This window comes from Mesorhizobium sp. M0601 (assembly GCF_040320845.1).
In the GTDB taxonomy this organism is placed as follows: Bacteria; Pseudomonadota; Alphaproteobacteria; order Rhizobiales; family Rhizobiaceae; genus Mesorhizobium.
Window position 1 is genome coordinate 17,995 of record NZ_JAMYQK010000042.1, and the last position, 25,118, is coordinate 43,112.

General features: G+C 63.6%; 20 protein-coding genes. 7 read left to right on the top strand and 13 right to left on the bottom strand.

Going from position 1 to position 25,118, the window contains the following annotated elements; translation table 11 throughout:
* Nucleotides 1–68 precede the first annotated feature (68 nt).
* Entirely contained in the window at nt 69–1,571 is a 1,503-nt protein-coding gene (locus tag NKI41_RS27265; RefSeq protein ID WP_352685896.1) for an AMP nucleosidase, read from the top strand.
* An 80-nt stretch (nt 1,572–1,651) separates the two neighbouring features.
* A complete protein-coding gene (locus NKI41_RS27270) occupies nt 1,652–2,689 on the top strand; it encodes an endonuclease/exonuclease/phosphatase family protein (protein WP_352501796.1) in 1,038 nt (345 codons plus the stop codon).
* A gap of 30 nt (nt 2,690–2,719) precedes the next feature.
* Here NKI41_RS27270 and NKI41_RS27275 read toward each other — a convergent pair whose 3' ends face one another.
* From NKI41_RS27275 to NKI41_RS27285, 3 genes are all read right to left on the bottom strand, one after another.
* Nucleotides 2,720–3,316 carry a DUF922 domain-containing protein gene (locus tag NKI41_RS27275; protein WP_352501795.1) on the bottom strand — a complete coding sequence of 199 codons (597 nt, stop codon included), beginning with the start codon at nt 3,314–3,316 and terminating at the stop codon, nt 2,720–2,722.
* Nucleotides 3,317–3,427: 111 nt separating this feature from the next.
* On the bottom strand, nt 3,428–5,107 hold the full coding sequence (locus NKI41_RS27280) for an electron transfer flavoprotein-ubiquinone oxidoreductase (RefSeq protein WP_352471023.1): 1,680 nt from the start codon (nt 5,105–5,107) through the stop codon (nt 3,428–3,430).
* Between the two features lie 105 nt (nt 5,108–5,212).
* On the bottom strand, nt 5,213–5,395 hold the full coding sequence (locus NKI41_RS27285; RefSeq protein WP_198023574.1) for a hypothetical protein: 183 nt from the start codon (nt 5,393–5,395) through the stop codon (nt 5,213–5,215).
* Here NKI41_RS27285 and NKI41_RS27290 point away from each other — a divergent pair.
* The 3 genes from NKI41_RS27290 to NKI41_RS27300 all read left to right on the top strand — a co-directional run bounded on the left by NKI41_RS27290 (nt 5,346) and on the right by NKI41_RS27300 (nt 7,830).
* Nucleotides 5,346–5,990, top strand: a complete 645-nt coding sequence (locus tag NKI41_RS27290) for a hypothetical protein (RefSeq protein WP_352501794.1) — start codon at nt 5,346–5,348, stop codon at nt 5,988–5,990. The genes NKI41_RS27285 and NKI41_RS27290 overlap by 50 nt on opposite strands.
* A 37-nt stretch (nt 5,991–6,027) precedes the next feature.
* Nucleotides 6,028–6,909, top strand: a complete 882-nt coding sequence (locus NKI41_RS27295; RefSeq protein WP_352501793.1) for a uracil-DNA glycosylase — start codon at nt 6,028–6,030, stop codon at nt 6,907–6,909.
* Nucleotides 6,910–7,014: 105 nt separating this feature from the next.
* Nucleotides 7,015–7,830, top strand: coding sequence for a helix-turn-helix domain-containing protein (locus NKI41_RS27300; protein WP_352685898.1), 816 nt, complete (start codon nt 7,015–7,017; stop codon nt 7,828–7,830).
* Here NKI41_RS27300 and NKI41_RS27305 read toward each other — a convergent pair whose 3' ends face one another.
* Nucleotides 7,831–8,784: a DMT family transporter gene (locus NKI41_RS27305; protein ID WP_352540752.1), complete on the bottom strand. Its 954-nt coding sequence runs from the start codon at nt 8,782–8,784 to the stop codon at nt 7,831–7,833.
* A gap of 20 nt (nt 8,785–8,804) precedes the next feature.
* Nucleotides 8,805–9,029, bottom strand: coding sequence for a hypothetical protein (locus tag NKI41_RS27310; RefSeq protein ID WP_352685916.1), 225 nt, complete (start codon nt 9,027–9,029; stop codon nt 8,805–8,807).
* A gap of 154 nt (nt 9,030–9,183) precedes the next feature.
* Between NKI41_RS27310 and pepN the strand changes: the two genes are divergently transcribed.
* Together pepN and NKI41_RS27320 are read left to right on the top strand one after the other, a co-directional pair.
* On the top strand, nt 9,184–11,829 hold the full coding sequence (gene pepN, locus NKI41_RS27315; protein ID WP_352685900.1) for an aminopeptidase N: 2,646 nt from the start codon (nt 9,184–9,186) through the stop codon (nt 11,827–11,829).
* Between the two features lie 188 nt (nt 11,830–12,017).
* Nucleotides 12,018–14,345 carry a PAS domain-containing sensor histidine kinase gene (locus NKI41_RS27320; RefSeq protein WP_352685902.1) on the top strand — a complete coding sequence of 776 codons (2,328 nt, stop codon included), beginning with the start codon at nt 12,018–12,020 and terminating at the stop codon, nt 14,343–14,345.
* A gap of 50 nt (nt 14,346–14,395) precedes the next feature.
* Here the strand turns inward: NKI41_RS27320 and NKI41_RS27325 are convergent, their stop codons facing one another.
* The 8 genes from NKI41_RS27325 to ccmE form a co-directional block, all read right to left on the bottom strand.
* Nucleotides 14,396–14,875 carry an EF-hand domain-containing protein gene (locus tag NKI41_RS27325; protein WP_352685904.1) on the bottom strand — a complete coding sequence of 160 codons (480 nt, stop codon included), beginning with the start codon at nt 14,873–14,875 and terminating at the stop codon, nt 14,396–14,398.
* Between the two features lie 145 nt (nt 14,876–15,020).
* The gene (locus NKI41_RS27330; RefSeq protein ID WP_352685906.1) at nt 15,021–17,987 is read right to left on the bottom strand and encodes a bifunctional [glutamine synthetase] adenylyltransferase/[glutamine synthetase]-adenylyl-L-tyrosine phosphorylase; all 2,967 of its coding nucleotides are present in this window, start codon (nt 17,985–17,987) and stop codon (nt 15,021–15,023) included.
* Nucleotides 17,987–19,456, bottom strand: a complete 1,470-nt coding sequence (locus tag NKI41_RS27335) for a sensor histidine kinase (RefSeq protein WP_352685908.1) — start codon at nt 19,454–19,456, stop codon at nt 17,987–17,989. The genes NKI41_RS27330 and NKI41_RS27335 overlap by 1 nt, the downstream gene beginning before the upstream one ends.
* A gap of 6 nt (nt 19,457–19,462) precedes the next feature.
* Nucleotides 19,463–20,137, bottom strand: a complete 675-nt coding sequence (locus tag NKI41_RS27340) for a response regulator transcription factor (RefSeq protein WP_254819962.1) — start codon at nt 20,135–20,137, stop codon at nt 19,463–19,465.
* A gap of 399 nt (nt 20,138–20,536) precedes the next feature.
* Nucleotides 20,537–22,093 carry a Do family serine endopeptidase gene (locus tag NKI41_RS27345; RefSeq protein WP_352471015.1) on the bottom strand — a complete coding sequence of 519 codons (1,557 nt, stop codon included), beginning with the start codon at nt 22,091–22,093 and terminating at the stop codon, nt 20,537–20,539.
* Nucleotides 22,094–22,209: 116 nt separating this feature from the next.
* Complete coding sequence (locus tag NKI41_RS27350; RefSeq protein WP_084641257.1) at nt 22,210–22,674, bottom strand: cytochrome c-type biogenesis protein; 465 nt, start codon at nt 22,672–22,674, stop codon at nt 22,210–22,212.
* Nucleotides 22,671–24,659 carry a heme lyase CcmF/NrfE family subunit gene (locus NKI41_RS27355; RefSeq protein ID WP_352471013.1) on the bottom strand — a complete coding sequence of 663 codons (1,989 nt, stop codon included), beginning with the start codon at nt 24,657–24,659 and terminating at the stop codon, nt 22,671–22,673. Before NKI41_RS27355 ends, NKI41_RS27350 begins: the two co-directional genes overlap by 4 nt.
* Before the next feature lie 14 nt (nt 24,660–24,673).
* The gene (gene ccmE, locus NKI41_RS27360; protein ID WP_352471012.1) at nt 24,674–25,117 is read right to left on the bottom strand and encodes a cytochrome c maturation protein CcmE; all 444 of its coding nucleotides are present in this window, start codon (nt 25,115–25,117) and stop codon (nt 24,674–24,676) included.
* Between the last annotated feature and the right edge of the window lies 1 nt (nt 25,118).

The following is a 25,118-nucleotide window of genomic DNA, read 5'->3' on the forward strand; positions in this document are numbered from 1 at the left end:
CGCCGACAGCGCGTATTGAGGCCGCCTTACCCCCTCCCAACCGCGCGTCCAACTCTCTATATTGGGCCATGGAAAAGCGAATCTATCCCCAAGCCATTGAATCGGTGGTCACGCCGGAGCCGTTTGGCCGGCAGAGCTTCAACGACGCCAAGAAGGCGGTCGCCGCCCTACAGGTGCTTTACGACCGCAACACCAAGTTCCTGCGCGATTCATTTACCGCGCTCGCCGCGGGCGGCGACAACAACAAACGCTACCGGGCTTTCTATCCGGAGATCGGCGTCACCACGAGTTCCTTCACGCAAATCGACTCGCGGCAGGCCTATGGCCACATGCCGACGCCGGGGCATTTCTCAACCACCGTCACCCAGCCTGCTCTTTTCGAAAGCTACCTCACCGAACAGCTTCGGCTGATCATGCGCAACCACGGCGTTCCCGTCACGGTTTCGGAATCGACCACTCCCATCCCGCTGCATTTCGCCTTCCTCGAAGGCACGCATGTCGACGGGACTGCTGCCGAGCGCATCAAACGGCCGATCCGTGACCTGTTCGACGTGCCGGATCTCGACGGCACCGACGACCAGATCGCCAACGGCACGTTCGAAGTGGCATTGGGCGAGGCACGGCCGCTGGCGCCGTTCACCGCGCAACGCATCGACTATTCGCTGCACCGGATGTCGCATTATACGGCGACCAGTCCCCAGCATTTCCAGAACTTCGTGCTGTTCACCAACTACCAATTCTACATCGACGAATTCGTCGCCCGTGCACGCGAATTGATGGCCAATGGCGGTGATGGATATGTCGAGTTCGTCGAGCCGGGCAACATCGTGACCAAAGCAGGGGACGGCGCGCCCGGTGAGGGTGCTGCGCCGCCTCGCCTGCCGCAGATGCCGGCCTATCATCTGAAGAAGCCGAATCATGGCGGCATCACCATGGTCAATATCGGCGTTGGGCCTTCCAACGCCAAGACGATCACCGACCATATTGCGGTGCTCCGGCCGCATGCCTGGGTGATGCTCGGCCATTGCGCCGGCCTGCGCAACACGCAGGCGCTCGGGGATTATGTGCTGGCCCATGCCTATGTACGAGAAGACCATGTCCTCGACGACGATCTTCCGGTCTGGGTGCCGATCCCGCCGCTAGCCGAAATCCAGGTGGCTCTGCAGGAAGCGGTCGCCGAGGTCACCGGGCTTTCCGGATATGATCTCAAGCGCATCATGCGCACTGGCACCGTCGCCACTATCGACAACCGCAATTGGGAGCTGCGCGACCAGCGCGGGCCGGTCCAGCGGCTGTCGCAGTCGCGGGCGATCGCGCTCGACATGGAATCGGCGACGATCGCCGCCAACGGCTTCCGCTTCCGGGTGCCCTATGGCACGCTGCTTTGCGTATCCGACAAGCCGCTGCATGGCGAATTGAAGTTGCCGGGCATGGCGACCGATTTCTACAAGCGGCAAGTAGCGCAGCACCTGACCATCGGCATCAGGGCGATGGAGAAGCTGGCTGAAATGCCGATGGACCGACTGCATTCGCGCAAACTCAGGAGCTTTTCGGAAACTGCCTTCCAGTAAATGCCGAATCGCATGTGTCGGTCCAGGTCAGGACATTTCGTCATCTTGATTGAGCCGCACTTCTGCCGATAGACAAAGCGATGGCACGTATTCGGGACATGACGGTTGCGCTGGCATTCGTCGCAATGCTTGCACTCTCGGCCGCGCTGGTGGCCGGGTTCTTCGGATCGCTGCATCCGGCCCTCGATTCCTTTGCTCATTTCCGCGTCCATTTTTCGGTGCTGATGGCGCTTTGCGCGCTGCCGCTGCTCGCCACCTCGTTTCGCCTGCAGGCCGCGGCCGCATTGCTGTTTGCGATAGCCTCCTTTGCTACCACGCCGAATGCCTTGCCGCTTTCGCGGCTATGGCAGGTGCAGGCCGCCTACGAAGCCAAACCCGGTGACGAGCCAGTCTACCGCCTGCTGCAGATGAACCTCAGGTTCAACAATCCAACGCCTGAGAAGGTGCTGTCGCTGATCGGCCGGACCCAGCCTGATGTGATCACCCTCGACGAGGTGTCCGAGATGTGGAAGGCAAAGCTTGGGCTGCTATCAGGCGCCTATCCCCACCGGATCCTCTGCCCATATCCCAATGGCGTGTTCGGCGTTGCGCTGCTGTCCAGACGACCGTTTGCCATGGGCACGGAGCCGCACTGCGACAGCCGCGGCGCGATGGCGATCGCCACGGTCGATTTCGGCGGAACCGACGTCGATGTCGCCGCCATCCACCTCACCTGGCCATGGCCACACAACCAATCACGGCAGATTGGAGGGTTGTCTGACGAAATCGCCTCGCTTGGCGAGACGTCAATCCTGGCAGGCGACTGCAACGCAGCGCCATGGAGCGCCGCCGTCCGGCGCGTCGCATCGCTTGGCAAGCTGACTGTAATGCCGTCGGTCGGGCCGACCTGGCTCTACAGAAGGCTGCCGGATTTCCTGCGCTTCGCCGGACTGCCGATCGACCAGGTCTTCAGCAAGGGCGCCATTGTTATCCATTCGGCGTCGACCCTTGAGGACACCGGCTCAGACCATCTGCCGGTGCTGGTGGAGTTTTCGCTTCGGTCGGATGAACAAAAGCCGCTCGACGAGCACCAGACGGCGACCGCGCTTGCGGCGCTGCCTGGCGGGACGCGAAGCTGAAAATCCGCAGTCCAATCTCGACCTGGCTTATTACTGGCCCACAAAAGCGCGGATGAGGTGCTCGACAGGGCCGCCGTCGCGATGCTCGTGCGCATCGAAGGCGATCTGCTTTGCCTCGTATTCGGCATAGATGGCATTGATCCGGCGCTTTGCCTCGCGACGTGCCTCGAAACAGTGCGGGTCATCACCGACTGTCAGCCCTCGAACCGACTTTTCGGTGGCCCGCATCATCTGTCTGGCGATGCGGCCATGGGTCTCTTCATGGGCGCGAACGCCAGCGAAGAACCGCTTCCAGCGCTTCTGCAGCGCAGGCGACGTGGCTGAGACTAGTTTGGGATAGGTATAGAAGAGATTGAGCGTCCCGTTGGCCTGGCGCAGGCGGCAGACGCCGTTTTCCCGTTGGGCGTCGAAGGTCCAATCATCGACGCTGTAGCCGGTCTGCGCGATGGCGTGGGTCATGAAGCCGTGCTTCGGCCCACTGCGATCCATGGCCTCGATCAGGGCCGCGCCGGTGGTTCCGGCAATGTTGTAAGTTCGTGTCTTGACCAGCACCTTAGTGCCGGCCAAGGCTGCAGGGGCGCACAATGCCCCGATCGCCACAACGCTCGTCAGAACTGCCAGGCGCATTTTTCCTTCCTCCCTGTCGCCGCAGAAAGGAAACACAGGCAGGCGGTTTATTCAACAATCCTACGGTTGCGCTGCTCCTCATCTTGTTTAGTCCGGAGCAAACCTTGTGACTTACATGTTCTGGTAGACCGGGCCCTCGCCGCCCTGTGGCGGCACCCAATTTATGTTCTGGTTCGGGTCCTTGATATCGCAAGTCTTGCAGTGCACGCAGTTCTGCGCGTTGATGACGAAGCGCACATCCTTGGCCGCAGGATCGGCGGCGGCATTGCCATCCTTGTCGACCCATTCGTAGACGCTGGCCGGGCAGTAACGCGTCGAGGGTCCCGCGTAGACGTCATGCTCAGAGCGCTTCTGCAGGTCCATGTCGGCGACGAGCAGATGCACCGGCTCGTTCTCCTCGTGGTTGGTGTTGGACAGGAACACCGACGACAGCCGGTCGAAGGTCAGCACCCCGTCCGGCTTCGGGTAGGCGATCTTCTGGTGCGCGGCGGCCGGTTCCAGCGTCGCATAGTCGGCCCTGCCGTGCTTCATCGTGCCGAAGGGCGAGAAGCCGAACAGCGTGTTCAGCCACATGTCGAGGCCGCCAAGGCCGACGCCGACAATGGTGCCGAAGCGCGACCATAGCGGCTTGACGTTGCGCACTTTCTTCAGGTCCTTGCCGATATCGGTGGCGCGCCAGGCGGCCTCGTAGGAGGCCAGCTCGTCATTGGTGCGGCCGGCGGCTATCGCATCACAGACATGCTCGGCCGCCAGCATTCCGGAGAGCACGGCATTGTGCGAGCCCTTGATGCGCGGCACGTTGACGAAGCCGGCTGCGCAGCCGATCAGCGCACCGCCAGGGAAGGACAGTTTCGGCACCGACTGCCAGCCGCCTTCGGTGATGGCGCGGGCACCATAGCCCAGCCGCTTGGCACCCTCGAAGGTGCCGCGGATCGCCGGATGGGTCTTGAAGCGCTGAAACTCGTCAAAGGGCGACAGATAGGGATTCTTGTAGTTCAGGTGAACGACGAAGCCGACTGCCACCTGGTTGTCCTCGAGATGGTAGAGGAAGGAGCCGCCGCCGGTCTTCAAATCGAGCGGCCAGCCGAAGGAATGCTGGACAAGGCCCGGCCGGTGGTTTTCCGGTTTGATCTGCCAGAGTTCCTTGAGGCCGATGCCGTATTTTCCGGGCTCACGACCGTCGGAAAGGTGGTATTTGGCGATCAGTTGCTTGGCCAGCGAGCCGCGCGCGCCCTCGCCGATCAAGACATATTTGCCCATCAGCGCCATGCCCGGCGCAAAGCCCGGACCGTGCGTGCCGTCCTTCTCGACGCCCATGTCGCCGGTGACGACGCCAGTGACCGCACCGGCCTCGTTGTAGAGCAGGCCGACCGCGGCAAAGCCCGGATAGATCTCGACGCCCAGCGCCTCGGCCTTGGTCGCCAGCCAGCGGCAGACATTGCCGAGCGAGACGATATAGTTGCCGTGATTGTTCATCAGCGGCGGCATCAGGATATTGGGCAGACGGAACGAACCGGCGGGGCCGAGAACCAGGAAATGGTCGTCGGTGACCGGTGTCCTGAAGGGATGACCCTCCTCTTCGCGCCAGCCGGGCAGCAGCCGGTCGATGCCGATCGGATCGACGACGGCGCCGGACAGGATGTGCGCGCCGACTTCGCCGCCCTTTTCCAGCACGACGACGGAAAGCTCGGGATTGACCTGCTTGAGACGGATCGCGGCGGCGAGGCCGGCCGGGCCGGCGCCGACGATGACCACGTCGAATTCCATGCTTTCGCGTTCGATATCGCTCATCGATCCCTCACTGGCTCGCAATTCCGGCATCTTGCTGGCTCACGCGCTGCATAGCGCATCAAATAGCGACGGGAAACCGGCGCGGACGTGACAATACCGATTTCGTCAAAAAGTCGCGTCCTGCCGCACAGATTCGCGGTGACGAGCATCAATCTTCAATCCTATTCCGTTTGCACAGATATGTCGCACTGATGTTTTTAATTGTTCGACGGCTTGCTTATCGGCCATACTTCCCGCCATGCGCATATTCGGGCCGGCTGGCTTTTCATCGACGCGCTTTTTTTTCACGCCCGGCCGGTTTTGCCGTGCGACGCTCTTGGCGCTTCTGCCACTGACGGCCTTCGATGCCCGTGCCGAGCAGCAACTGGTCTGGGCGACCGGCGCCTATTCCTTTTCCGACGAGCGCGGCGGTTTCCGCATCACCGGGGCTTCCGGCATCGGCACGAAAGAGGATCCGCTGGTCATCACCGAAGAGCTGAATTCAGCGACGCCGGTAACGCTGGCCATTCGCACGACAAGGCCGATCCAGCCGTTCGGCAAGGCGGGAGACTTCGCCAATGGTCTGATGTATATGCGCATCGACGTGCTCAACAATAGCGGCCAAGCCTGGGTCGAGTTCCAGTTCGAACTCCAGGAGATCCTCGACCAGCCGAGCGTGTTCGGCGACGGCCTGTCGTTCGACCAGCGCAACAAAACGCCCGAAAATATCTGGTCGAGCAGCTACGCCGATTTCGACCGCAATTTCGAACCGTATGACCGCCTGCTGTTCAAGAACGGCAAGATCGATCCGCTGAAGACCGCCAGCTTCTATTTCCTGATCACCGACTACACGCCGCGCTGGACGTTCTATCTGGTGCAGGATCCGCGCATACCGTCGAGCTGAACTTGCAAATTCAAGCTCCGCGGCCGAATGTGAAACCATGACTGCCGCCCCCCACACTAGCCGAGCCGATCTCGCCGAGCTGCTGGCCTTCTACGCCAGCGCTGGCGTCGACGAGGCACTTGAAGAACAGCCGGTAAACAGGTTTGCAGAAGCCAGGCCGCCGGAGCGGGTGCCTGCGGCGGCCGCTCTGCCGGCCGGTGAAAATGCATCGCCTCATCGCTCGACGAGCGTGTCGCGCGGCGAAATGGGCGAGAGACCGAATACGGCACCGGCAGTGCGAACGTCCCCGGCCATGTCAACGGTGCCCGACGAGGCGCAGGCGGCATTGGCGCGGCAACTGGCGAGATCGGCGGCAAACCTCGACGAGCTTCGCCAGCACATGGCGGCATTCGACGGCTGCAATCTTAAATTCACCGCCAAGAACCTGGTGTTCGCCGACGGCAATCCGACTGCCGCGGTGATGCTGGTCGGCGAAGCGCCGGGCCGCGACGAGGACATAGAGGGCTTGCCGTTCGTCGGCCGCTCGGGCCGGTTGCTCGACCGCATGCTGGCCGCGATCGGTCTTGACCGGACATCTGCCTACATCGCCAACGTGATTCCCTGGCGGCCGCCGGGCAACCGCACGCCGACGCCGCACGAGACCGAGATCTGCCGGCCGTTCATCGAGCGGCAGATCGAACTGGTCAATCCGAAGGTGCTGGTCAATCTCGGCGGCCCGTCGGCAAAGACCCTGCTCAACACCTCCGAAGGCATATTGCGGCTGCGCGGCAACTGGCGCGTCCACACGACCCCGTCTGGCGTCGCCATTCCCGCCATGCCGACCCTGCATCCGGCCTATTTGTTGAGAACGCCTGCGCACAAGAAGCTGGCGTGGCGGGATTTCCTCGAAGTGAAGGCGAAGTTGCGGGCACTTGGGTAACGGTGCAGAACGCGTCTTCCGTCCTCCCCTTGCGAGGAAGGAAGGGCGGCATCATGATCTCGCAGGTAATTGAAATGCGCCCACTGCCGGCCTAGTCATCTCGTTATGACAGCAGCCCAGATTTCCGCCGGCAGTCTCATTCGCGAATGGCGTACACGCCGGCGCATGAGCCAGCTCGACCTCGCCATGGAGGCCGAGATCTCGCAGCGGCATCTGAGTTTCGTTGAAAGCGGCCGCGCCGCACCCTCGCGTGACATGGTGCTGCATCTGGCGGAGCAGCTTTCGATCCCGCTCAGGCAGCGCAACCAGCTGCTGCTGGCCGCCGGCTTTGCCCCGAGCTTCAGCGAACGACCACTTGACGATGCCTCGATGGCACCGGCGATGGCGGCGGTCGAGACCGTGCTCAAGGCGCACGAGCCGTTCCCGGCGCTTGCCGTCGACCGGCATTGGAACCTGGTGTCGGCGAACGCCGCCATCGGCCCGTTCCTCGCCAATGTCGCCGACGCCTCACTGCTGAAGCCGCCGGTCAACGTTTTGCGTCTCAGCCTGCATCCCGGCGGCATCGCGCCGCGCATCGTCGATCTTGCGGAATGGCGGACGCATCTTCTGGAGCGCCTGAAGCGGCAGAACGACGCTGCCGCCGATCCGGTTCTGGTCGAGCTCGAGCGCGAGCTTCGGGCCTATCCGTCCGGCCTTAAAGGCAGCCGGCCGGCGCCGGTCGAACCGAACGCGATTGTCCATCCGCTCAAGCTTGCCCATGGCGACGCGGTGCTGTCGTTCATCAGCACCATCACCGTGTTCGGCACGCCGCTCGACGTGACGCTGGCGGAGCTGGCGATCGAATCTTTTTTCCCCGCCGACGAGCAGACGCGGGCGGTGCTGATGCGGCTGGCGAAAGAGCGGACCGACGCAGCGGGTTGATCACCCTTCCGGCGCAACGGCCTTGCGGGTGCGGGTGCGTTCGAGACCCAGCTGGCGCTCGCGCCAGATGATGAAAATCCCCGCCGCAACCACGATCATGCCGCCGACCAGCATGTTGATCGTGGCGATATCGCCAAAGACCAGATAGCCGACGACGACGCCGAGGATCATCGAAGTGTATTCGAACGGTGCTACGACGGAAGCCTCGGCATGGCGATAGGCCGAGGTCATCAGGATCTGGCCAAGCCCGCCGCAAAAACCCGCGGCAATCAGAAGCCCCGCCTGCGCTGGCGTCAGCGCCTGCCAGCCGAATGGCAGCGAAAGCAGCGCCATGACGCTCGCGGTTACCGAAAACCACAGCACGATGGTCGCCGTCCGCTCGCTCTGGACGAGGTTGCGAACCAGGAGCATGGCGATGGCCGAGATCGCCGCGGCTATGAGGGCGGCGATGACGCCAAGCACCTCCTGATCGCCGAGGGCAGCGCCCGAACTGAGCAGCGTCAGTTCCGGCCACGAGATGATCAGCACCCCGACCAGGCCGACGGCAACCGCACTCCAGCGATAGATGCGGATGGCTTCGCCGAGGAAGATCGAGCTGAACACCACGACCAGCAGCGGCTGCGCGTAGTTCAGTGTGATCGCCTCCGGCAGCGGCAGCCGCGTCAGCGCGAAGAAGCCGAGCCCCATGGCACAGACACCGACGACGCCGCGCGCAATGTGGTTGAGCGGGCGCTTTGTCGAAAAGGCGGTTCCGAGTTTTCCCTGGAAGGCGAGGAAGGCGATGATCGGAAAAATGGCAAAGAAGGAGCGGAAGAAGACGATCTGGCCCGCCGGCACGGTGCCTGCCGCCTTGATGCAGGACGACATGCCGACGAAGACCGCCACCGATACGATCTTGAGCAAGATCCCGGTCAGCGTGCTGTGCTCGCCGGCAAGGTCGCCAGCTGCAAGCACTGGCAAATCCGGTCTGGCTGTCACGCCCCTTTTGCTTCCTCGATCGCCGCCCAGATGCACGCCGGCGTTGCCGGCATGTCGATATGCCTGATGCCGTAGGTGCGGTAGAGCGCGTCGGTCACCGCATTGAGCGCGGCAGGCGTCGATCCGATCGTACCCGCCTCCCGCGCGCCCTTGATGAAGGCCATATCCTCGCGACGCGACAAAGAGGCGCTCGTTCCGAATTTCGGCGTGACGACGGTCATGGAAGCCTCGCGATGATGCTTGGGAAATGATCGCCTGAAATAGACGTCGCTGCAGTTTTGTCGAGGGAGCGTTTCGTATAAAGAGCGCAGACTTCAAATTATTTGGACCAGCGGACCCGCCCGCCGCACCCGGATCGACAGGAAAAATCAAGGAATGCGCACAGATACCGGCCAGGTCTTCAAGCTCGAAGACTATCGCCCCAGTGATTATCTCATTCCGGAAACCAGCCTGACTTTCCGCCTTTCGCCTGAAGCAACGCATGTGACCGCCGTGCTGACGGTCGAACGCCGCGACGGGATTGCGGCGTCGGTGCCACTGGTGCTGGATGGCGACGGGCTGACGCTCCGCGGCATCGCCATCGACGGCCAGGAGCCGAGCCCTGCGGATTTTCTCGTCACGCCCGATCAACTGACAATCATCAGCCCCCCTGCGACAAGGCGCTTCCAGCTGAGAATTGAAACCGTGTTGGCGCCGGCGCAGAACGAAGCGCTGATGGGCCTCTATCGCTCGAGCGACGTCTATTGCACGCAATGCGAGGCCGAAGGCTTTCGCCGCATCACTTATTTCCTCGACCGTCCCGACATCCTGTCGGTCTATACGGTGCGTATCGAAGCTGAGCGCAATGAGGCGCCGCTGCTTTTGTCCAACGGCAACCCGGCCGGCAGCGGCGAGCTTGCCGGCGGCTGGCACTATGCGGTCTGGCACGACCCCTTCCCCAAGCCGTCCTATTTGTTTGCGCTGGTGGCGGGCGACCTCGGCAAGATCTCGGACAGTTTTGTCACCCTGTCTTGCCGCAGGGTCGAGCTCGGAATCTATGTCGAACCGGGCAAGGAGAGGCTCGCCGGCTACGCCATGGACGCTTTGAAACGGTCGATGAAATGGGACGAGGAGGCATTCGGCCGCGAATACGACCTCGATGTCTTCAACATCGTCGCCGTGTCCGACTTCAATATGGGCGCAATGGAGAACAAGGGTCTCAACATCTTCAACGACAAATATGTGCTGGCCGACCAGGAAACCGCGACCGACGCCGATTTCGCCAATATCGAGGCCATCATTGCCCATGAGTATTTCCACAATTGGACAGGTAACAGAATCACTTGCCGCGACTGGTTCCAGCTTTGCCTGAAGGAAGGCCTGACGGTTTTCCGCGACCACGAATTCTCCGCCGATCAGCGCTCGCGCGCCGTCAAGCGCATCGCCGAGGTTCGTACGCTGCGCGCCCATCAGTTTCCCGAGGACCAAGGGCCGCTGGCGCATCCGGTCCGGCCTCGCCGCTACCGCGAGATCAACAATTTCTACACGGCGACGGTCTACGAAAAAGGCTCGGAAGTCGTGCGCATGATCCATACCATCCTCGGCGCCGAGACGTTCCGCGCCGGCATGGACCTCTACTTCGAACGTCACGACGGCCAGGCGGCGACGATCGAAGACTTCATCAAAGTGTTCGAAGACGTCTCGGGTCGCGACCTGTCGCAGTTTTCGCTGTGGTATCATCAGGCCGGTACGCCGAACCTGACCGTCAGTTCGGCGTATAATCCGGCAGCGCGGGAATTCACGCTCGAAATCGAGCAGTCGGTGCCGCCAACGCCGTCGGAAAGCCGCAAGCGGCTGATGCACATTCCGCTTGCCTTCGGCCTGGTTGGCGCCGGTGGCGAGGCGATAGCCCACAGCGGCGCCGAAGGGGCGAACGTCGAGGACGGTGTCATCCATATCCGCAAACGCCGCCATGTCGTCAGGTTTTCCGGGATTGCCGAGCGTCCAGCCATGTCGCTCAACCGCGGCTTTTCGGCGCCGGTGACACTTTCGGTCGAGCAGCGGCCCGACGACCAGTTTTTTCTGGCTGGCCACGACAGCGACGCCTTCTCGCGCTGGCAGTCGTTCAACTCGCTTTTGACCGATGCGCTGATTGCAGCCTTCCGCCAGATCCTGGACCACAAGCAACCCGAGTTCAGCGCCCGGCTGACCGGGCTTGCCGGCAAAATAGGCGGCGACGAAGCGCTCGAACCCGCCTATCGGGCACTGGCGCTGGCGCTGCCCGGCGAGGCCGATATCGCCCGCGACATCGGCAAGAACATCGACCCCGACGCCATTTTCGCGGCGCGCGAGGCGCTGGCGGTTGCGATCGCCGAGACCAACCGCGAGATATTCTCCAAACTTTACGATCGGCTCGCCGACAACGGTCCGTTCAGCCCGGATGCGGCCAGTGCCGGGCGGCGGGCGCTGCGCAATGTCCTGCTGGATTATCTGTGCTTGCTGCCGGGAGGTGCGGAACTCGCTGCCCGGCACTTCCAGTCGGCGACCAACATGACCGACCGGGCCGCGGCGTTGACCGTGCTTGCGCACCGTCACCATGGCTCACCGGAGGCGACCAAGGCGCTGGCGGATTTCGAGGCGAAATATGCAACCGATCCGCTGGTCATGGACAAATGGTTCCAGATCCAGGCCAGCGTGCCCGGCCCGCAAACCGTCGACGCGGTGCGCGCCTTGACAGGCCACCCTGCGTTCTCGATGGCCAACCCGAACCGGGTACGGGCACTCATCGGCACGTTTTCCAGCGCCAACCAGACCGGCTTCCATCGCACCGACGGCCAAGGCTACCGGCTTTTCGTCGAAACGGTGCTGCAGGTCGAAAAACGCAACCCGCAGGTGGCCGCCAGGCTGGCGACGGCGCTCAGGTCGTGGCGCTCGCTCGAACCGGTGCGGCAGGCCAAGGCAAGGGAGGCGTTGCTTTCGATCGCCAATACCGAGAAGCTGTCGGCCGATTTGCGAGACATCGTCGAGCGCACCCTGGCGTAAGCGACCTCCGTTGTCCCCTTGTGGGAAAAAGGGAAGACCTCCCGAAAACCCAGTTATTTTAGTCGATTTTTAATCTTTTTTCGCCGCGCCTCTGGACAAGGCGAATCACCTTTGATTCTTTAGTGACGATTCGGAAGTGCGGCGTTGCCGGATCGTCAAGCGGGACAGAAAATCGGGGAGTGCCATTTATGGCGAAGGCGGACGCGTGGGGCGCGCCCGGTGGGACGGCTTTTGGGCGGCGCGAGGCGCGAAGCGACGGTCTCGCGGGCAATACGCGGCTCATCGCCGAACCTGCCTACCGACGGCTGCTGGCAGCCGAGCCGCTGTTGCGGCGATCGATACCGGCCCTCATTATCATGTTTCTGTTGATCATCGCAGTACTGCGCTTTCTGTCACTGATGAACGAGCGCGACGAGATCGAGCGCGACGCCAAGGCGATCCTTGCGCTGGCCGCCGGCCAACTGGCCAGTTCGATCGCTGCCGATGCGACCATGGGTTCCACGCCCGGCGCGATCCAGGACCTGCTGGAGAGCACCGGTCGTCAGGGCGCGATGGGCCGAAGCCACGTACTGGCGATCACCGATAGCGCCTTCAAGATCATTGCCGTATCGCCGCAGTCGATGCACTGGGAGGGCCGGTCGCTCGATGGCGTCGTACAGGGCGGGCAGCCGCTGTTCATGTTCGGCGACCGCGCCGGGGTGATGGAGGTCAGCATCGGCGGACAGGACTGGTACGCGGCAGTGAGCCTGGCGAACGGCCGAAAGGGTGCCGCGGCAGCGTTCGTGCCGCGGGAGGCAGTTTTTGACGCCTGGCGCAAGACGGTCTCACTCAACGTCACGCTGTTCGTGCTGACGGCCGGTGTGCTGATCATCATCCTCTACGCCTATTTCGGCCAGGCGGCGCGCGCCCAGGCCGCCGATCGCATCTATCTCGAAGCCCACCAGCGCATCGACATGGCGCTGGTGCGCGGCCGCTGCGGCCTGTGGGATTGGGACATGGTGCGCGGCAAGATGTACTGGTCGCGCTCGATGTACGACATGCTGGGCTACGAGCCTTGTGACACGATGCTGTCGTTCGGCGAAGTCGATGAAATCATTCATCCCGAGGACGGCGATTTGTTCGAACTCGCCAACAGGATCGTCGCACGCGAGATCGACCATATCGACCAGGTGTTCCGGATGCGCCATGCCGACGGGCAATGGGTTTGGATGCGCGCAAGAGCACACGTTATCGACCCGGAAGCGCCGGAGATCCAGCTGATCGGCATCGCCGTCGACGTCACCGAGCAGCGGCATCTGGCGCTGCGCTCCGAAGCGGCGGACCTGCGCCTGAGGACGGCCATCGAAAACATCAACGAATCTTTCGTGCTGTGGGATTCGTCCGAGCGCCTGATCATGTGCAATTCCAAATACCAGCAGGACAACGGCCTGTTGGATCGCGACGTGATGCCGGGCGCTCCGCGCGCCGTTCTGGAGGAACGCATGCTGGCCTTCGCCTCGGAGCGGCGGCTTGCCAACACCAACGGACCGCAGGGAGGCGTGACCTTCGAGCGCCAGCTTGCCGACGGCCGCTGGCTGCAGGTGAACGAGTTGCGGACAAGGGACGGCGGTACCGTCTCCGTCGGCTCCGACATCACCCAGATCAAGCTGCACCAGGAGAAGCTGGTCGACAGCGAGCGCCGGCTGATGGCGACAATCCATGACCTCAGCCTTGCCCGCCGCGCGGAAGAAGAACGGGCTCATGAGCTCGTCGAACTCAATCGCAAATACATGAAGGAAACCGAGCGCGCCGAAGCGGCGAACCGGGCTAAATCCGAATTCCTGGCCAACATGTCGCACGAGTTGCGCACCCCGCTCAACGCGATCATCGGCTTCTCGGAACTGATGGAACGGCGGCTGTTCGGGCCGCTGGGTTCGCCGCGCTACGAAGAGTATGCCACCGACATCAACGGCAGCGGCAAATATCTTCTCGGTGTGATCAATGACATCCTCGACATGTCGAAGATCGAGGCCGGCCAGTTCGCCCTGGATCAGGAAGAAATCGATCTCTGCCCGCTCATCAGGGAGACGGTTCGCGTCGTTTCTCTGCAGGCGGCGGAAAAGTCGATCACCGTCGAAACCCGCATCGCCGATTCGCTGACGCTGTTCGCCGACCGCAGGGCGATCAAGCAGATCCTCATCAACCTTCTGTCCAATGCGGTGAAGTTCACCGGGCAAGGCGGCCACATCTCGGTCAGAGCCCGCAGCATTTCCAGCGCGCTGATCCTGACGATCGAGGACAATGGCTGCGGCATCCCGAAGGCGGCGTTGAGCAAGCTCGGGCGGCCATTCGAACAGGTGCAAAACCAGTTCTCCAAGAGCCATGCCGGCTCCGGCCTCGGCCTCGCCATCTCGCGCTCGCTGGCCGAGCTTCAGGGTGGCGCGTTGAAGATCCGCTCGACCGAAAGCGTCGGAACGATCGTCTCGGTACGCATCCCGATCAAGAAAGCCCCGCAGGCGGTCAGGGCCGCTGCCTGAATGACAAAATAACGCTCCGGCGGCTCGCACCGCCGGAGCGTTATCAATTCTCACTGCATGCCGTCACTGCCATCATTGCCCTCGCCGTCCCATTGGCGGTGACCGCCGGGACCCTTCGGCAGTTCGTTCTTCTCGATTTTCCCGTCATTGTCACGGTCGAGCATGGCGAAGACCTTCTTCTGGCGGGTTGTGATGTCATCCGCGGTCAGCGTGCCGTCGCCCTTGGTGTCGTAACGGGCGATGATGCGCCTGGCCATCTGCTCGAAGCGTGCTTTCTCCAGCGCGTCGGCGAGCTGTGCCACGGTCAGCTTGCCGCCATTGTCGGCGACCATCTTCTTCAGCCGCGCGTTCATGGCGTCGGAGAACTGGTCGAAGGTGATGGTGCCGTCATTGTCGTTCATGACCTTGCCGAGGCGCATCATCGTGCCGTCGCGCGGCCCGGCCCCGGAGTGCTCGTCTGCATAGGCAGCGGTGCCGACGGCGCCGGCCAGGGCTGCGAAAACGAGTGCAAGTCTGGTTGTCTTTCTCATGGTCTTCTCCTGTTGCATCGTCACCCCCGATGCTAGAGCGGCGGACCTTCAATCCCCCGCTCTATCTCTTTGATTGAACATCGGAACCTCCCAAAGCAGGTCGCAATTTTGGGCCCAATGCTCTCGCCCGTACGGCTGGTTGCCGTCACGGTTCTTTCGCACGAAGCAGAAGGTCGAAATCCTTTCTGACCTTCTGCGACGTCTCCCCGAGATGCGCTTCAAGCACCCCGAAATCCGGCAGGTCGGTGACGGCCAGAAGCAGATCCGAAAGCCCTGGCGGAACATCGTCGCGTTCGAACGCGCCGGTGAGGCAAAGCCGTATCATCTGGGTCAGAGCCAGATAGAGCGAATAGGCATCCACCAGTTCCTGCCTGACCTGGGCGCTGGCGAAATCCGGCGCCAGGCGCGACAGGACCTCAGCCGTGCCGGTGGCCCTGCGGCCTGCCTCGATCTTTCCGGTGATCAGCGCAACCTGGGCAATGAATTCGAGATCGATGAGGCCGCCCGGGATCAGCTTGATGTCCCAGGGATCGCGCGGCGGCTTCTCCTTGTCGACCATGGCGCGCATCTCGGATGCCTCGGCCATCACCTTGGCTGGATCGCGCGGCAGAGCGAGCACTGCGGCAACCTCTCCCTCGACCTCGCGGCAGAGCTCGGCATCGCCGCCGATCGCGCGGGCGCGCGCCAGCGCCATGTGCTCCCATGTCCAGGCGTCCTGGCGCTGATACTTCTTGAAGGCGTCGACATGGGTGGCCACCGGCCCCTTGTTGCCGGACGGCCGCAGGCGAAGGTCGAGCTCGTAGAGCACGCCCTCGGCGGTCGGCGCGGAAACGGCGGCGATCAGCCGCTGTGTCAGCCGGCTGTAGTAATGCGACGGGGCAAGCGGCTTGTCGCCGTCGGACTCCTCCGCATCGGCGTCGTGATCGTAGAGCAGGATGAGGTCGACGTCGGAGCCCGCCGTCAGTTCGCGGCTGCCGAGCTTGCCCATGCCGAGCAGCGCGACCCGGCCGCCGGCAATATAGCCATGACGCAAAGCGAATTCCGCCATCACCGCCTGCAATGCTGCCTCGATGGTCAGGTCGGCGAGATCGGAAAAAGCGCGGCCGGCGCGCGGCGGGTCGATCGACCCGGCAAGCAGCCTGACGCCGATCAGGAATTTTTGCTCCGAAGCAACGATGCGCAGCCGGTCGAGCACGTCTTCATAGGCTCTGTCGCCTTCGAGGAAGGCGGCAAGGCGCGCCGACAGATAGGCGCGGTTTGGCAGTTCGCTCAGCAGCGCCGGATCGAGCAGCCCATCGAAGACATGCGGCCGGCGCGTGATGATGGCGGCCAGCCGCGGTGCCGCGCCCATGATAGTCGCCATCAGCTTCAGCAAAGCCGGATTCGACTGCAGCAGCGAAAACAGCTGGATGCCGGCAGGCAGGCCGGCAAGGAATTCGTCGAAGCGGATCACTGCCTCGTCCGCCCGCCGCGTCTGGCCGAAGGCTTGCAGCAGCGCCGGCGTCAGTTCGGTCAGCCGCTCGCGCGCTTCCGCCGACCTGGTGACGCGGTAGCGGCCGAAGTGCCAGCCGCGGATAACCCGGCAGATGTCGCTCGGCCGCTGGAAGCCGAGCCGCTGCAAGGTCTGCAAGGTATCGGGATCGTCGACGTCGCCGGTAAAGACCAGATTGCCGATGCCGGCCGAAAGCTCCGGCGCGGTTTCGAACAGCGCTGCATAGTGGCGCTCGACCTGGTGCAGCGCCGCGCGGAACGTTTCGGCAAAGCCTGCCGCATCGGCAAAGCCCAGCATGCGGGCGACGCGCTCCAGCCCCTCTTCGTCCTCCGGCAGGATATGCGTCTGCTGGTCGGCAACCATCTGGATGGCATGTTCGACGCGGCGCAGGAACCAGTATTGCCTGGTGAGCGCATCGCGCGCGTCGGCGGTGATCCAGCCGCGCGCGGCGAGCTCGCCCAGCATCGGCACGGTCTCGCGGCCGCGCAGTTCGGGAAAGCGGCCGCCGGCGATAAGCTGCTGGGTCTGGACGAAGAACTCGATCTCGCGGATACCGCCGCGACCGAGCTTGACATTGTGGCCTTTGACCGCGACCTCGCCATGGCCTTTGTGGGCGTGGATCTGGCGCTTGATCGAATGGACGTCGGCAATCGCCGCATAGTCCATGTATTTGCGCCAGATATAGGGCTGCAGTTCCTTCAGGAACGCGGCGCCGGCGGCAAAATCGCCGGCCACCGGGCGGGCCTTGATCATGGCGGCGCGCTCCCAGTTCTGGCCGCGCGCCTCATAGTAGCGCAGCGCCGCCTCGACCGGGATCGCCAGCGGCGTCGAGCCGGGGTCGGGACGAAGCCTGAGATCGGTGCGGAAGACGTAACCGTGCTCGGTGCGGTCCTGGAGGATACGGACAAGCCGGCGGGTCAGGCGCGAAAACAGCTCTGTGGCATCGAGCGGATCGACGACGGCAGGCGCATCGGGGTCGAAGAAGACGACGAGGTCGATGTCGGAGGAGAAGTTCAGCTCATGCGCGCCGAGCTTGCCCATGCCGAGCAGGATCCAGCCCGAGTGTCGCGCCGGATTTTTGGCATCCGGCAATCGGAGCTTGCCTTGCTCATGCGCGTCGCGGAGCAGGAAATCGACAGCCGCACGCGTGCAGGCGTCGGCAAGGTCGCTCAGTCGCCGCACCGTCAGCGAGGTCTCGGCCTCGCCGGCGAGATCGGCCAAGGCGATCAGGAAATGCGCCTCCGCCTTACATTGGCGCAGCTCCATCATCAGGCTGCTTTCGGAGACGGCCTCTACGCGTGCTGCCGTGTCGACCGCGGCGCCGATCGATGACAGCCGCGCCTCGACGCTCCCGTCGAAAAGCGCATCGAGTATCCGTGGCCGGCGGCGCGCGGTATCGCGCAGGAACGGCGACAGGTCGAACACGGCGGCGAGGAAATCCTGGACGACCCCCTTGCCGGCGAGAAATTTCGCCAGTCGCGGCAGTTCCTTTTGCCGCGCGGCGTCGGCGGTCTCCGACAATTCCTGCCTGGCGCGGCTTGCATCCAGCGGAACGAGCTCTACCGCTGGCTTCAACAGCCAGTCCGTTTCGAGGCGTCGCACTGCCATCCTCGCAACCATCAGCGATCCTCCCGCCCGGGAAAACTCATGACGACCGACAATCCGGGATTGCCGGGCAGAAGCTCAAGCCGTCCATTGTGGAATGTCATGATCGCCTTGGCGAGGCTCAAGCCAAGGCCGGAACCCGGCTGCGAGCGGCTCTTTTCCAGCCGCACGAAACGCTCGGTCACCCTGGCGCGGTCGACATCGTCGGGAATGCCCTGGCCGTTGTCGGAGACGGCGAGTCTGATCTCGCTACCGACACGCTCCAGCGTCACGCGAACCATAGGCGTGGAGGTCGAGTCGGTCGAATATTTGATCGCGTTGTCGACGATGTTGGACAGCGCCTGGCCAATCAGCTCGCGATTGCCGTTGACGGCGAAGGAACCTTGCACCGAAGTTTCGAGCGTCACGCCCGCCTCCTCCGCTACCGGCTCGTAGAGTTCGACGACGTCGTGCACGGCAGCGGCCAGATCAACCCTGGTGGTGCTTTCCGAGGAATAGCCGGCTTCCAGTCGCGAGATCATCAGGATGGCGTTGAAGGTCTTTATCAGCTGATCGGATTCGGCGATCGTTCCTTCCAGCGCCTGCCGGTAGTCGCTGGTGTTGTGCTTGCCGGAAAGCGTCGCCTCGGCGCGATTGCGCAGCCTGGTGAGCGGCGTTTTCAGGTCGTGGGCGATGTTGTCGGAGACCTGCTTCAGGCCCTCGTTCAGCGTGGCGATCCTGGCCAGCATGGAATTGAGGTTTTCCGACAGCCGGTCGAACTCGTCGCCGGCGCCGGTGACCGGCAGCCGGCCGGAAAGATCGCCGCCCATGATGCGGCGGCTCGCCTCCGACACGCTGTCGATGCGCTTCAGCGCCGCGCGCCCGACGAAGAACCAGATCAGCAGCCCGCCGACGCCCATCATACCGAGCGCCAGCATCAGAGCGCGGCGAATGACGGCGCGGAAGCGCTCCGGCTCGCCGAGGTCGCGGCCGACCAGCATGATCATCTGGTTGGGCAGGCGCAGCACCAGGGCAATGGCGTTATGGCCCTTCTCGCCTTCGGCCTGTACTTCGCTCTGGGCGGGCTCGTTCGGGTCGGAGACCGGGTTGCGCTGCCGCTCGAGCTCGCCCTCGCCGAAGCGGCGGTAGGAGAACGGCTCGGTGGTCCAGCCCTCGGCCTCGATCACGCCCGGCTCCAGACTCTGCACGTTGCCGGTCAGGATCTGGCCGTTGGCATCGGCGATCAGATAGAGATTGGCGCCGGGCTGGCGGGAGCGCTGCTCGACGACGCGGACCAGCAACGGGAGGCCGCCGCGCTGATAGGCGCGGGCGAGGCCGAGCACCTCGTCGTTGATCGTGTCCTGGGTCTGGCCGGTCAGCATGCGCGCCGACAGCGAGGTCATGTAGAACACGAGCAGCACCGCGCAGATGGCGAACAGCAGGAGGTAGAGCGCCGAAAGCCGCGCTGCCGTCGTCTTCATGATGGCCGGCACGGAAAGAGCCATGGGGTTCTAGCCGCTTTTCAGCATATAGCCGGCGCCGCGAACCGTGTGCAGGATCGGCTTGTCGAAGCCCTTCTCGATCTTGCCCCGCAGCCGCGAGATATGAACGTCGATGACATTGGTCTGCGGATCGAAATGGTAATCCCAGACATTCTCGAGCAGCATGGTGCGCGTCACCACCTGGCCGGCATGGCGCATCAGATATTCGAGCAGGCGGAACTCGCGCGGCTGCAGCGTTATCTCGCGCCCGGCGCGGCGCACCGAGTGCGACAGCCGGTCGAGTTCGAGATCACCGACCCGGTAGACGGTTTCGGCTTCCCTGGCGCTGGCGCGGCGGTTCAGCACCTCGACGCGGGCGAGCAGTTCCGAAAAGGCGTAGGGTTTGGTCAGATAGTCGTCGCCGCCGGCGCGCAGACCGGTGACCCGGTCGTCGACTTCGCCGAGCGCCGACAGGATCAGCACGGGTGTCGTATTGCCCCGGGACCTGAGCCCGGCAATGACGGACAGGCCGTCGCGGCGCGGCATCATGCGATCAACGACCATGACGTCATAGTCGCCGGAATCGGCGAGCGCGAAGCCGGTTTCGCCGTCGCCGGCGACATGGGCGGTATGGCCGGCCTCGGCGAACGCCTTCTGCAGGTAGTCGGCTGCCTCGCGATCGTCTTCTATGACGAGAATCTTCATAGAACCGTTATACGCGATTTCGCTGGAAGATTGAGTGGCCGGCATATGCATCGTGGCCTTCTCCATGGCGTATCGCGAACAAATTGATTCAGGGATACGCGGTAAGTCTTTGTTTTAGCATGTCGTAGCCTAAAACCGCTTCACGCCTTGAGCGGCATGTTCGAGCGGCAGCGGGCGATGGGAAGCCCGCTGCCGCTGGGGCGGAACACGATGACTGACGAACGTATTCAGGCCCCGTGCTTTCCCGTGCGGCGGCTCGGGGGTGTTGAAAACCGCCGCACCGGAAAAGTCGACCACTAGAGCGCCGCGCGTCCTCTTGAACGCGCAAAGGGCGCTCTAGCACCTTGAATCGGCGCATGAGCCTTTCCGAAAACGGAATACGTGTTCGGGGTCATGCGCTCAGCCCTTGGCGACAGGCAGTGCGACGAAGCGGTTGCTGTCGTCGCGGGTGATCTGCATCAGCACCGCCTTGCGGCCGGACTTCACCGCGTCGGCCATCGCCTTGTCGACGTCGCCGGCGCCGTTCACTTCCGCCGAATTGACGGAGGTGATGACGTCGCCGGGCTGGATGCCGCGATCGGCGGCATCGCTGTCGGGGTCGACATCGGTCACCACAAGGCCCTTGCCATTGTCAGACTTGGTGACGGTCAGGCCGAGATCGGCGAGCGTGTCGGTCTTCGGCGCTGGGGCAGGCTGCTGGTCGGCCGAGGCCTGCTTGTCGCTCGACGGCAGCTTGCCGAGATCGACCTTGACCGCCTCGCTCTTGCCGTTGCGCCACACCGTGACATCGACAGATTTGCCGGGCGGATAAGCGCCGATCAGGCGGGCGAGTTCCTTCGGCGAAGCAACGTCCTTGCCGTCCACCTGGGTGATCACGTCACCGGCGGTGATGCCGGCCTTCTTGCCGGGACCGGTGTCCTGCGCGCTGGCAACGAGCGCGCCCTTGCCGGACCCAAGGCCAAGCGACTCGGCGATTTCGGGGGTGACCGGCTGGATCTCGACACCGAGCCAGCCGCGCTGCACGGTGCCGTTCTTCATCAGATCCTGCACGACCTGCTTGGCGGTCGAAGCGGGAATGTCGAAGGCAATGCCGACGCTGCCGCCCGAGGGCGAGAAGATCGCGGTGTTGATGCCGACAACCTGGCCGTTGAGGTTAAAGGTCGGGCCGCCCGAATTGCCGCGGTTCACCGAGGCGTCGATCTGGATGAAGTCGTCATAGGGACCGGCGCCGATATCGCGGCCGCGGGCCGAAACGATGCCTGCGGTAACCGTGCCGCCGAGGCCGAACGGATTGCCGACAGCCACCACCCAGTCGCCGACGCGAACCTTGGAATCGTCGGCGAAGTCGACATAGGTGAACTTGCTGCCGTCATCGACCTTGAGCACGGCAAGATCGGTGCGCGGGTCCGTGCCGATCAGCTTGGCGTCGAGTTCCTTGCCGTCATTGGTCACCACGGTGAAGGCGGTGCCCTCCTCGACGACATGGTTGTTGGTGACGAGATAGCCGTCATCGGAGATGAAGAAACCGGATCCCTGCGCCACCGGCCGCGGCTGGTCGTTGTTGCGGTCACGGTGTCCAAAACGGCGCATTCCGTTCGGGCCTTGATCGCCGCCTTGATCGCCAAAGCCGCGGAATTCGCGGAAGAACCGGCGCAGCTGCGGGTTGTCGGGAAGATTGCCTAAGCCGTCCTCGTCGTCCATCTGGCCGGAACCGTCATCGGCCGTCGACTGGATCTTGGCCTTGACGCGCACGCTGACGACCGCCGGCGAAACGCGCTCGACCACATCGGCGAAGCTCGGGACCTGCGGTGCCTCGACACGCACGGCGTCGGCCAGCACCGGGGCTGTCCCGGTGGCAACAGCACCAAAGCCGATCGCGCCGGCAATGGCCAGGGATGCGGCTGCGGCCAGCAGGCGTTTGCGGGTGCGCAGATATGAATTGGGGGCAACATTCATGGTTCTCGTATCCTCTTTTCAAGGGACGCCCCTTGATTGGCATCCTCGATAAAGGAAATAGAGAGCCGCACATTACGGCGCCATTTCCGGTACATGAAACTTTCGTAATGTATCGATCAATCGCGGCGGAGCATCTTGTCCAGCGCCGCCTGTTCCTCGGCAGTTAATGCAGCGGTCACCGTCGAACGGCGCGAGCGGGCGGCCAGCAGGATGAATGTCCCGCCAACGAGCAGCAGAAGAACTGGCGTCCCCCAGAGCAAAACATTGCGCAGATTGAAGCGTGGCTTCAGCAGCACGAATTCGCCGTAGCGCGAAACGACATAGTCCATCACCTGCCGGTCGGTATCGCCGGCGACGAGGCGCTGGCGCACAAGGATGCGCAGGTCGCGGGCGAGGTCGGCATCGGACTCGTCGATCGACTGGTTCTGGCAGACCATGCAGCGCAGGCCTTCCGACAAAGCGCGCGCCCTCGCCTCGAGTGCCGGGTCGGCGAGCACCTCGTCGGGCTTGACCGCCTGCGCGGCGCCGGCGAACAACAGCGCCAGCAGCAGGACCAGCGAGGCCAGCGTGACCCTTTTCATTGCGGGCTCGCCGATGGCACGCCGGCCGCAGCCTTGCGGCGCGACGGTGCGCCGACGCGCAGGCGGCGGTCGAGCAGCGACATCGCCGCGCCCGCCATCATCACCAGTGCGCCGCCCCAGATCAGCGTCACCAGCGGCTTCCACCACAGACGAACGACCACAGAGCCATCGCTGCCCTCGTCGCCAAGCGAAAGATAGAGCTGGCTGAAGCCGATCGTCCTGATGCCGGATTCGGTTGTGGTCATCTGGCGCACCGGATATGAGCGCTTGGCCGAGGTGATCTCGCCTGCGACGCTACCGTCGGCCCCAAGCAGGGCGAAGCGGCCGCGATCCTCACTGTAGTTCGGCCCCTGGGCCGGGTAGAGCCCCTCGAAGCGCAGCTTGTGGCCGGACAGTTCGACGGTCTCGCCGGCATGCATCGACAGGATTTTTTCGGTCCCGAAGCAAAGCGTGCCGACAATGCCGAGCGTTGTCAGCCCGAGGCCGAGATGCGCAAGCGCTGTGCCGAAGACCGAGCGCGGCAGGCCGGCGAAGCGCCTGAGCATGGTGGCGGGCGCGACGGTGCCGAAGCCGGATTTGACGGCGAGATCGGTGAGCGCGCCGCAGATCAGCCAGAAGGCAAGGCCGACACCGAGTGCCGCCAACACCGAAGCGCCATCGATGAACAGGGCCGTCACCAGCACCGCGAGCAGCGCCGCCGCGAAAGCCGCCATCAGGCGCTGGGCGACCGCGAAAATGTCGCCGCGCTTCCAGGCGAGTAGCGGCCCGAACGGCACGACGACCAAGAGCGGCACCATCAGCGGGCCGAATGTCAGGTTGAAGAACGGCGCGCCGACCGAAATCTTGTCGGCAGATAGGGCTTCGACGACGAGCGGGTAGAGCGTGCCGACCAGCACGGTGGCGGTGGCGGTGGTCAGGAACAGATTGTTCAGGACCAGCGCGCCTTCGCGCGAGATCGGGTGAAACAGGCCGCCGGCCGTCAGCCGGGAGGCGCGCAAGGCAAACAGCGCCAGCGAGCCGCCGATGAACAGCGTCAGGATGCAGAGAATGAACACGCCACGCGTCGGATCGGTGGCGAATGCGTGCACCGAGGTCAGCACGCCGGAACGCACCAGGAAGGTGCCGAGCAGCGACAGCGAGAAGGTCAGGATCGCCAGAAGCAGCGTCCAGATCTTCAGCGCCGAGCGCTTTTCCATGACGATCGCCGAATGCAGCAGCGCCGTGCCCGCCAGCCACGGCATGAAGGATGCGTTCTCGACCGGATCCCAGAACCAGAAGCCGCCCCAGCCGAGCTCGTAATAGGCCCAGTAGGAGCCCATGGCGATGCCGCCGGTGAGGAACATCCAGGCAACCAATGTCCACGGCCTTACCCAGCGCGCCCACGAAGCGTCAATGCGGCCCTCGATGAGGGCAGCGACAGAGAAGGAAAAGCAGATCGAGAAACCGACATAGCCGAGATAAAGCAGCGGCGGATGGATGGCGAGGCCGAGGTCCTGCAGGATCGGGTTGAGATCGCGGCCCTCGATAGGCGCCGGATTGAGCCTGACGAACGGGTTCGACGTCGTCAGGATGAACAGGAAGAAAGTGGCGCCGATCGCTCCCTGCACGGCAAGCACATTGGCCCGGAGCGTCGCCGGAAGATTGCCGCCGAAGACGGCGACGAGCGCGCCGAAGAAGGTCAGGATCAGCACCCAGAGCAGCATCGAACCTTCGTGATTGCCCCAGGTTCCGGTGATCTTGTAGATCAGCGGCTGCAGCGAATGCGAGTTCTCCCAGACGCTCTCAACCGAGAAGTCGGAGCCGGCGTAGGCGGTTGCCAGCGCCACGAAAGACAGCGCCGTCAAGGCAAAGCCGGTCAGCGCGGCCGGTGCGCCGACGGCCATCATCTTGTGGTTGCCGGTGCGCGCACCGAACAGCGGCACCATCGTCTGCACCAGGGCCAGCGCAAACGCCAGGACCAGGGCGAAATGTCCGGTTTCAACCATTGTCACCGCACCCGCTAGTCACTCTTGCTCTCCTGCCATACGCCCTTGGCCTTGAGGCCGTCGGCCACTTCCTTGGGCATATAGGTCTCGTCATGCTTGGCCAGCACGCTGTCGGCGACAAAGATTCCGTCAGGGCCAAACGAGCCTTCGGTGATCACGCCCTGTCCTTCCCGGAAGAGGTCGGGAAGAATGCCGGTATAGGTGACCTTGACGTCCTTCTGGTTGTCGGTCACCGAAAAGGCGACGGTGGCGCCTTGGCCACGCTCGACCGTGCCTTTTTCGACAAGACCGCCGAGCCTTATGCGCTGGCCCGGCTGAAGGCTGGCGGTGGCCAGATCGGCCGGCATGTAGAAATAGGAGGCCTTCTGGCCAAGCGCATAGAAGGTCAGCCCCGTGGCAACACCGAGAAACCCCAGCCCCGCTGCGATCACCGACAGTCGTTTCTGCTTGCGCGTCATC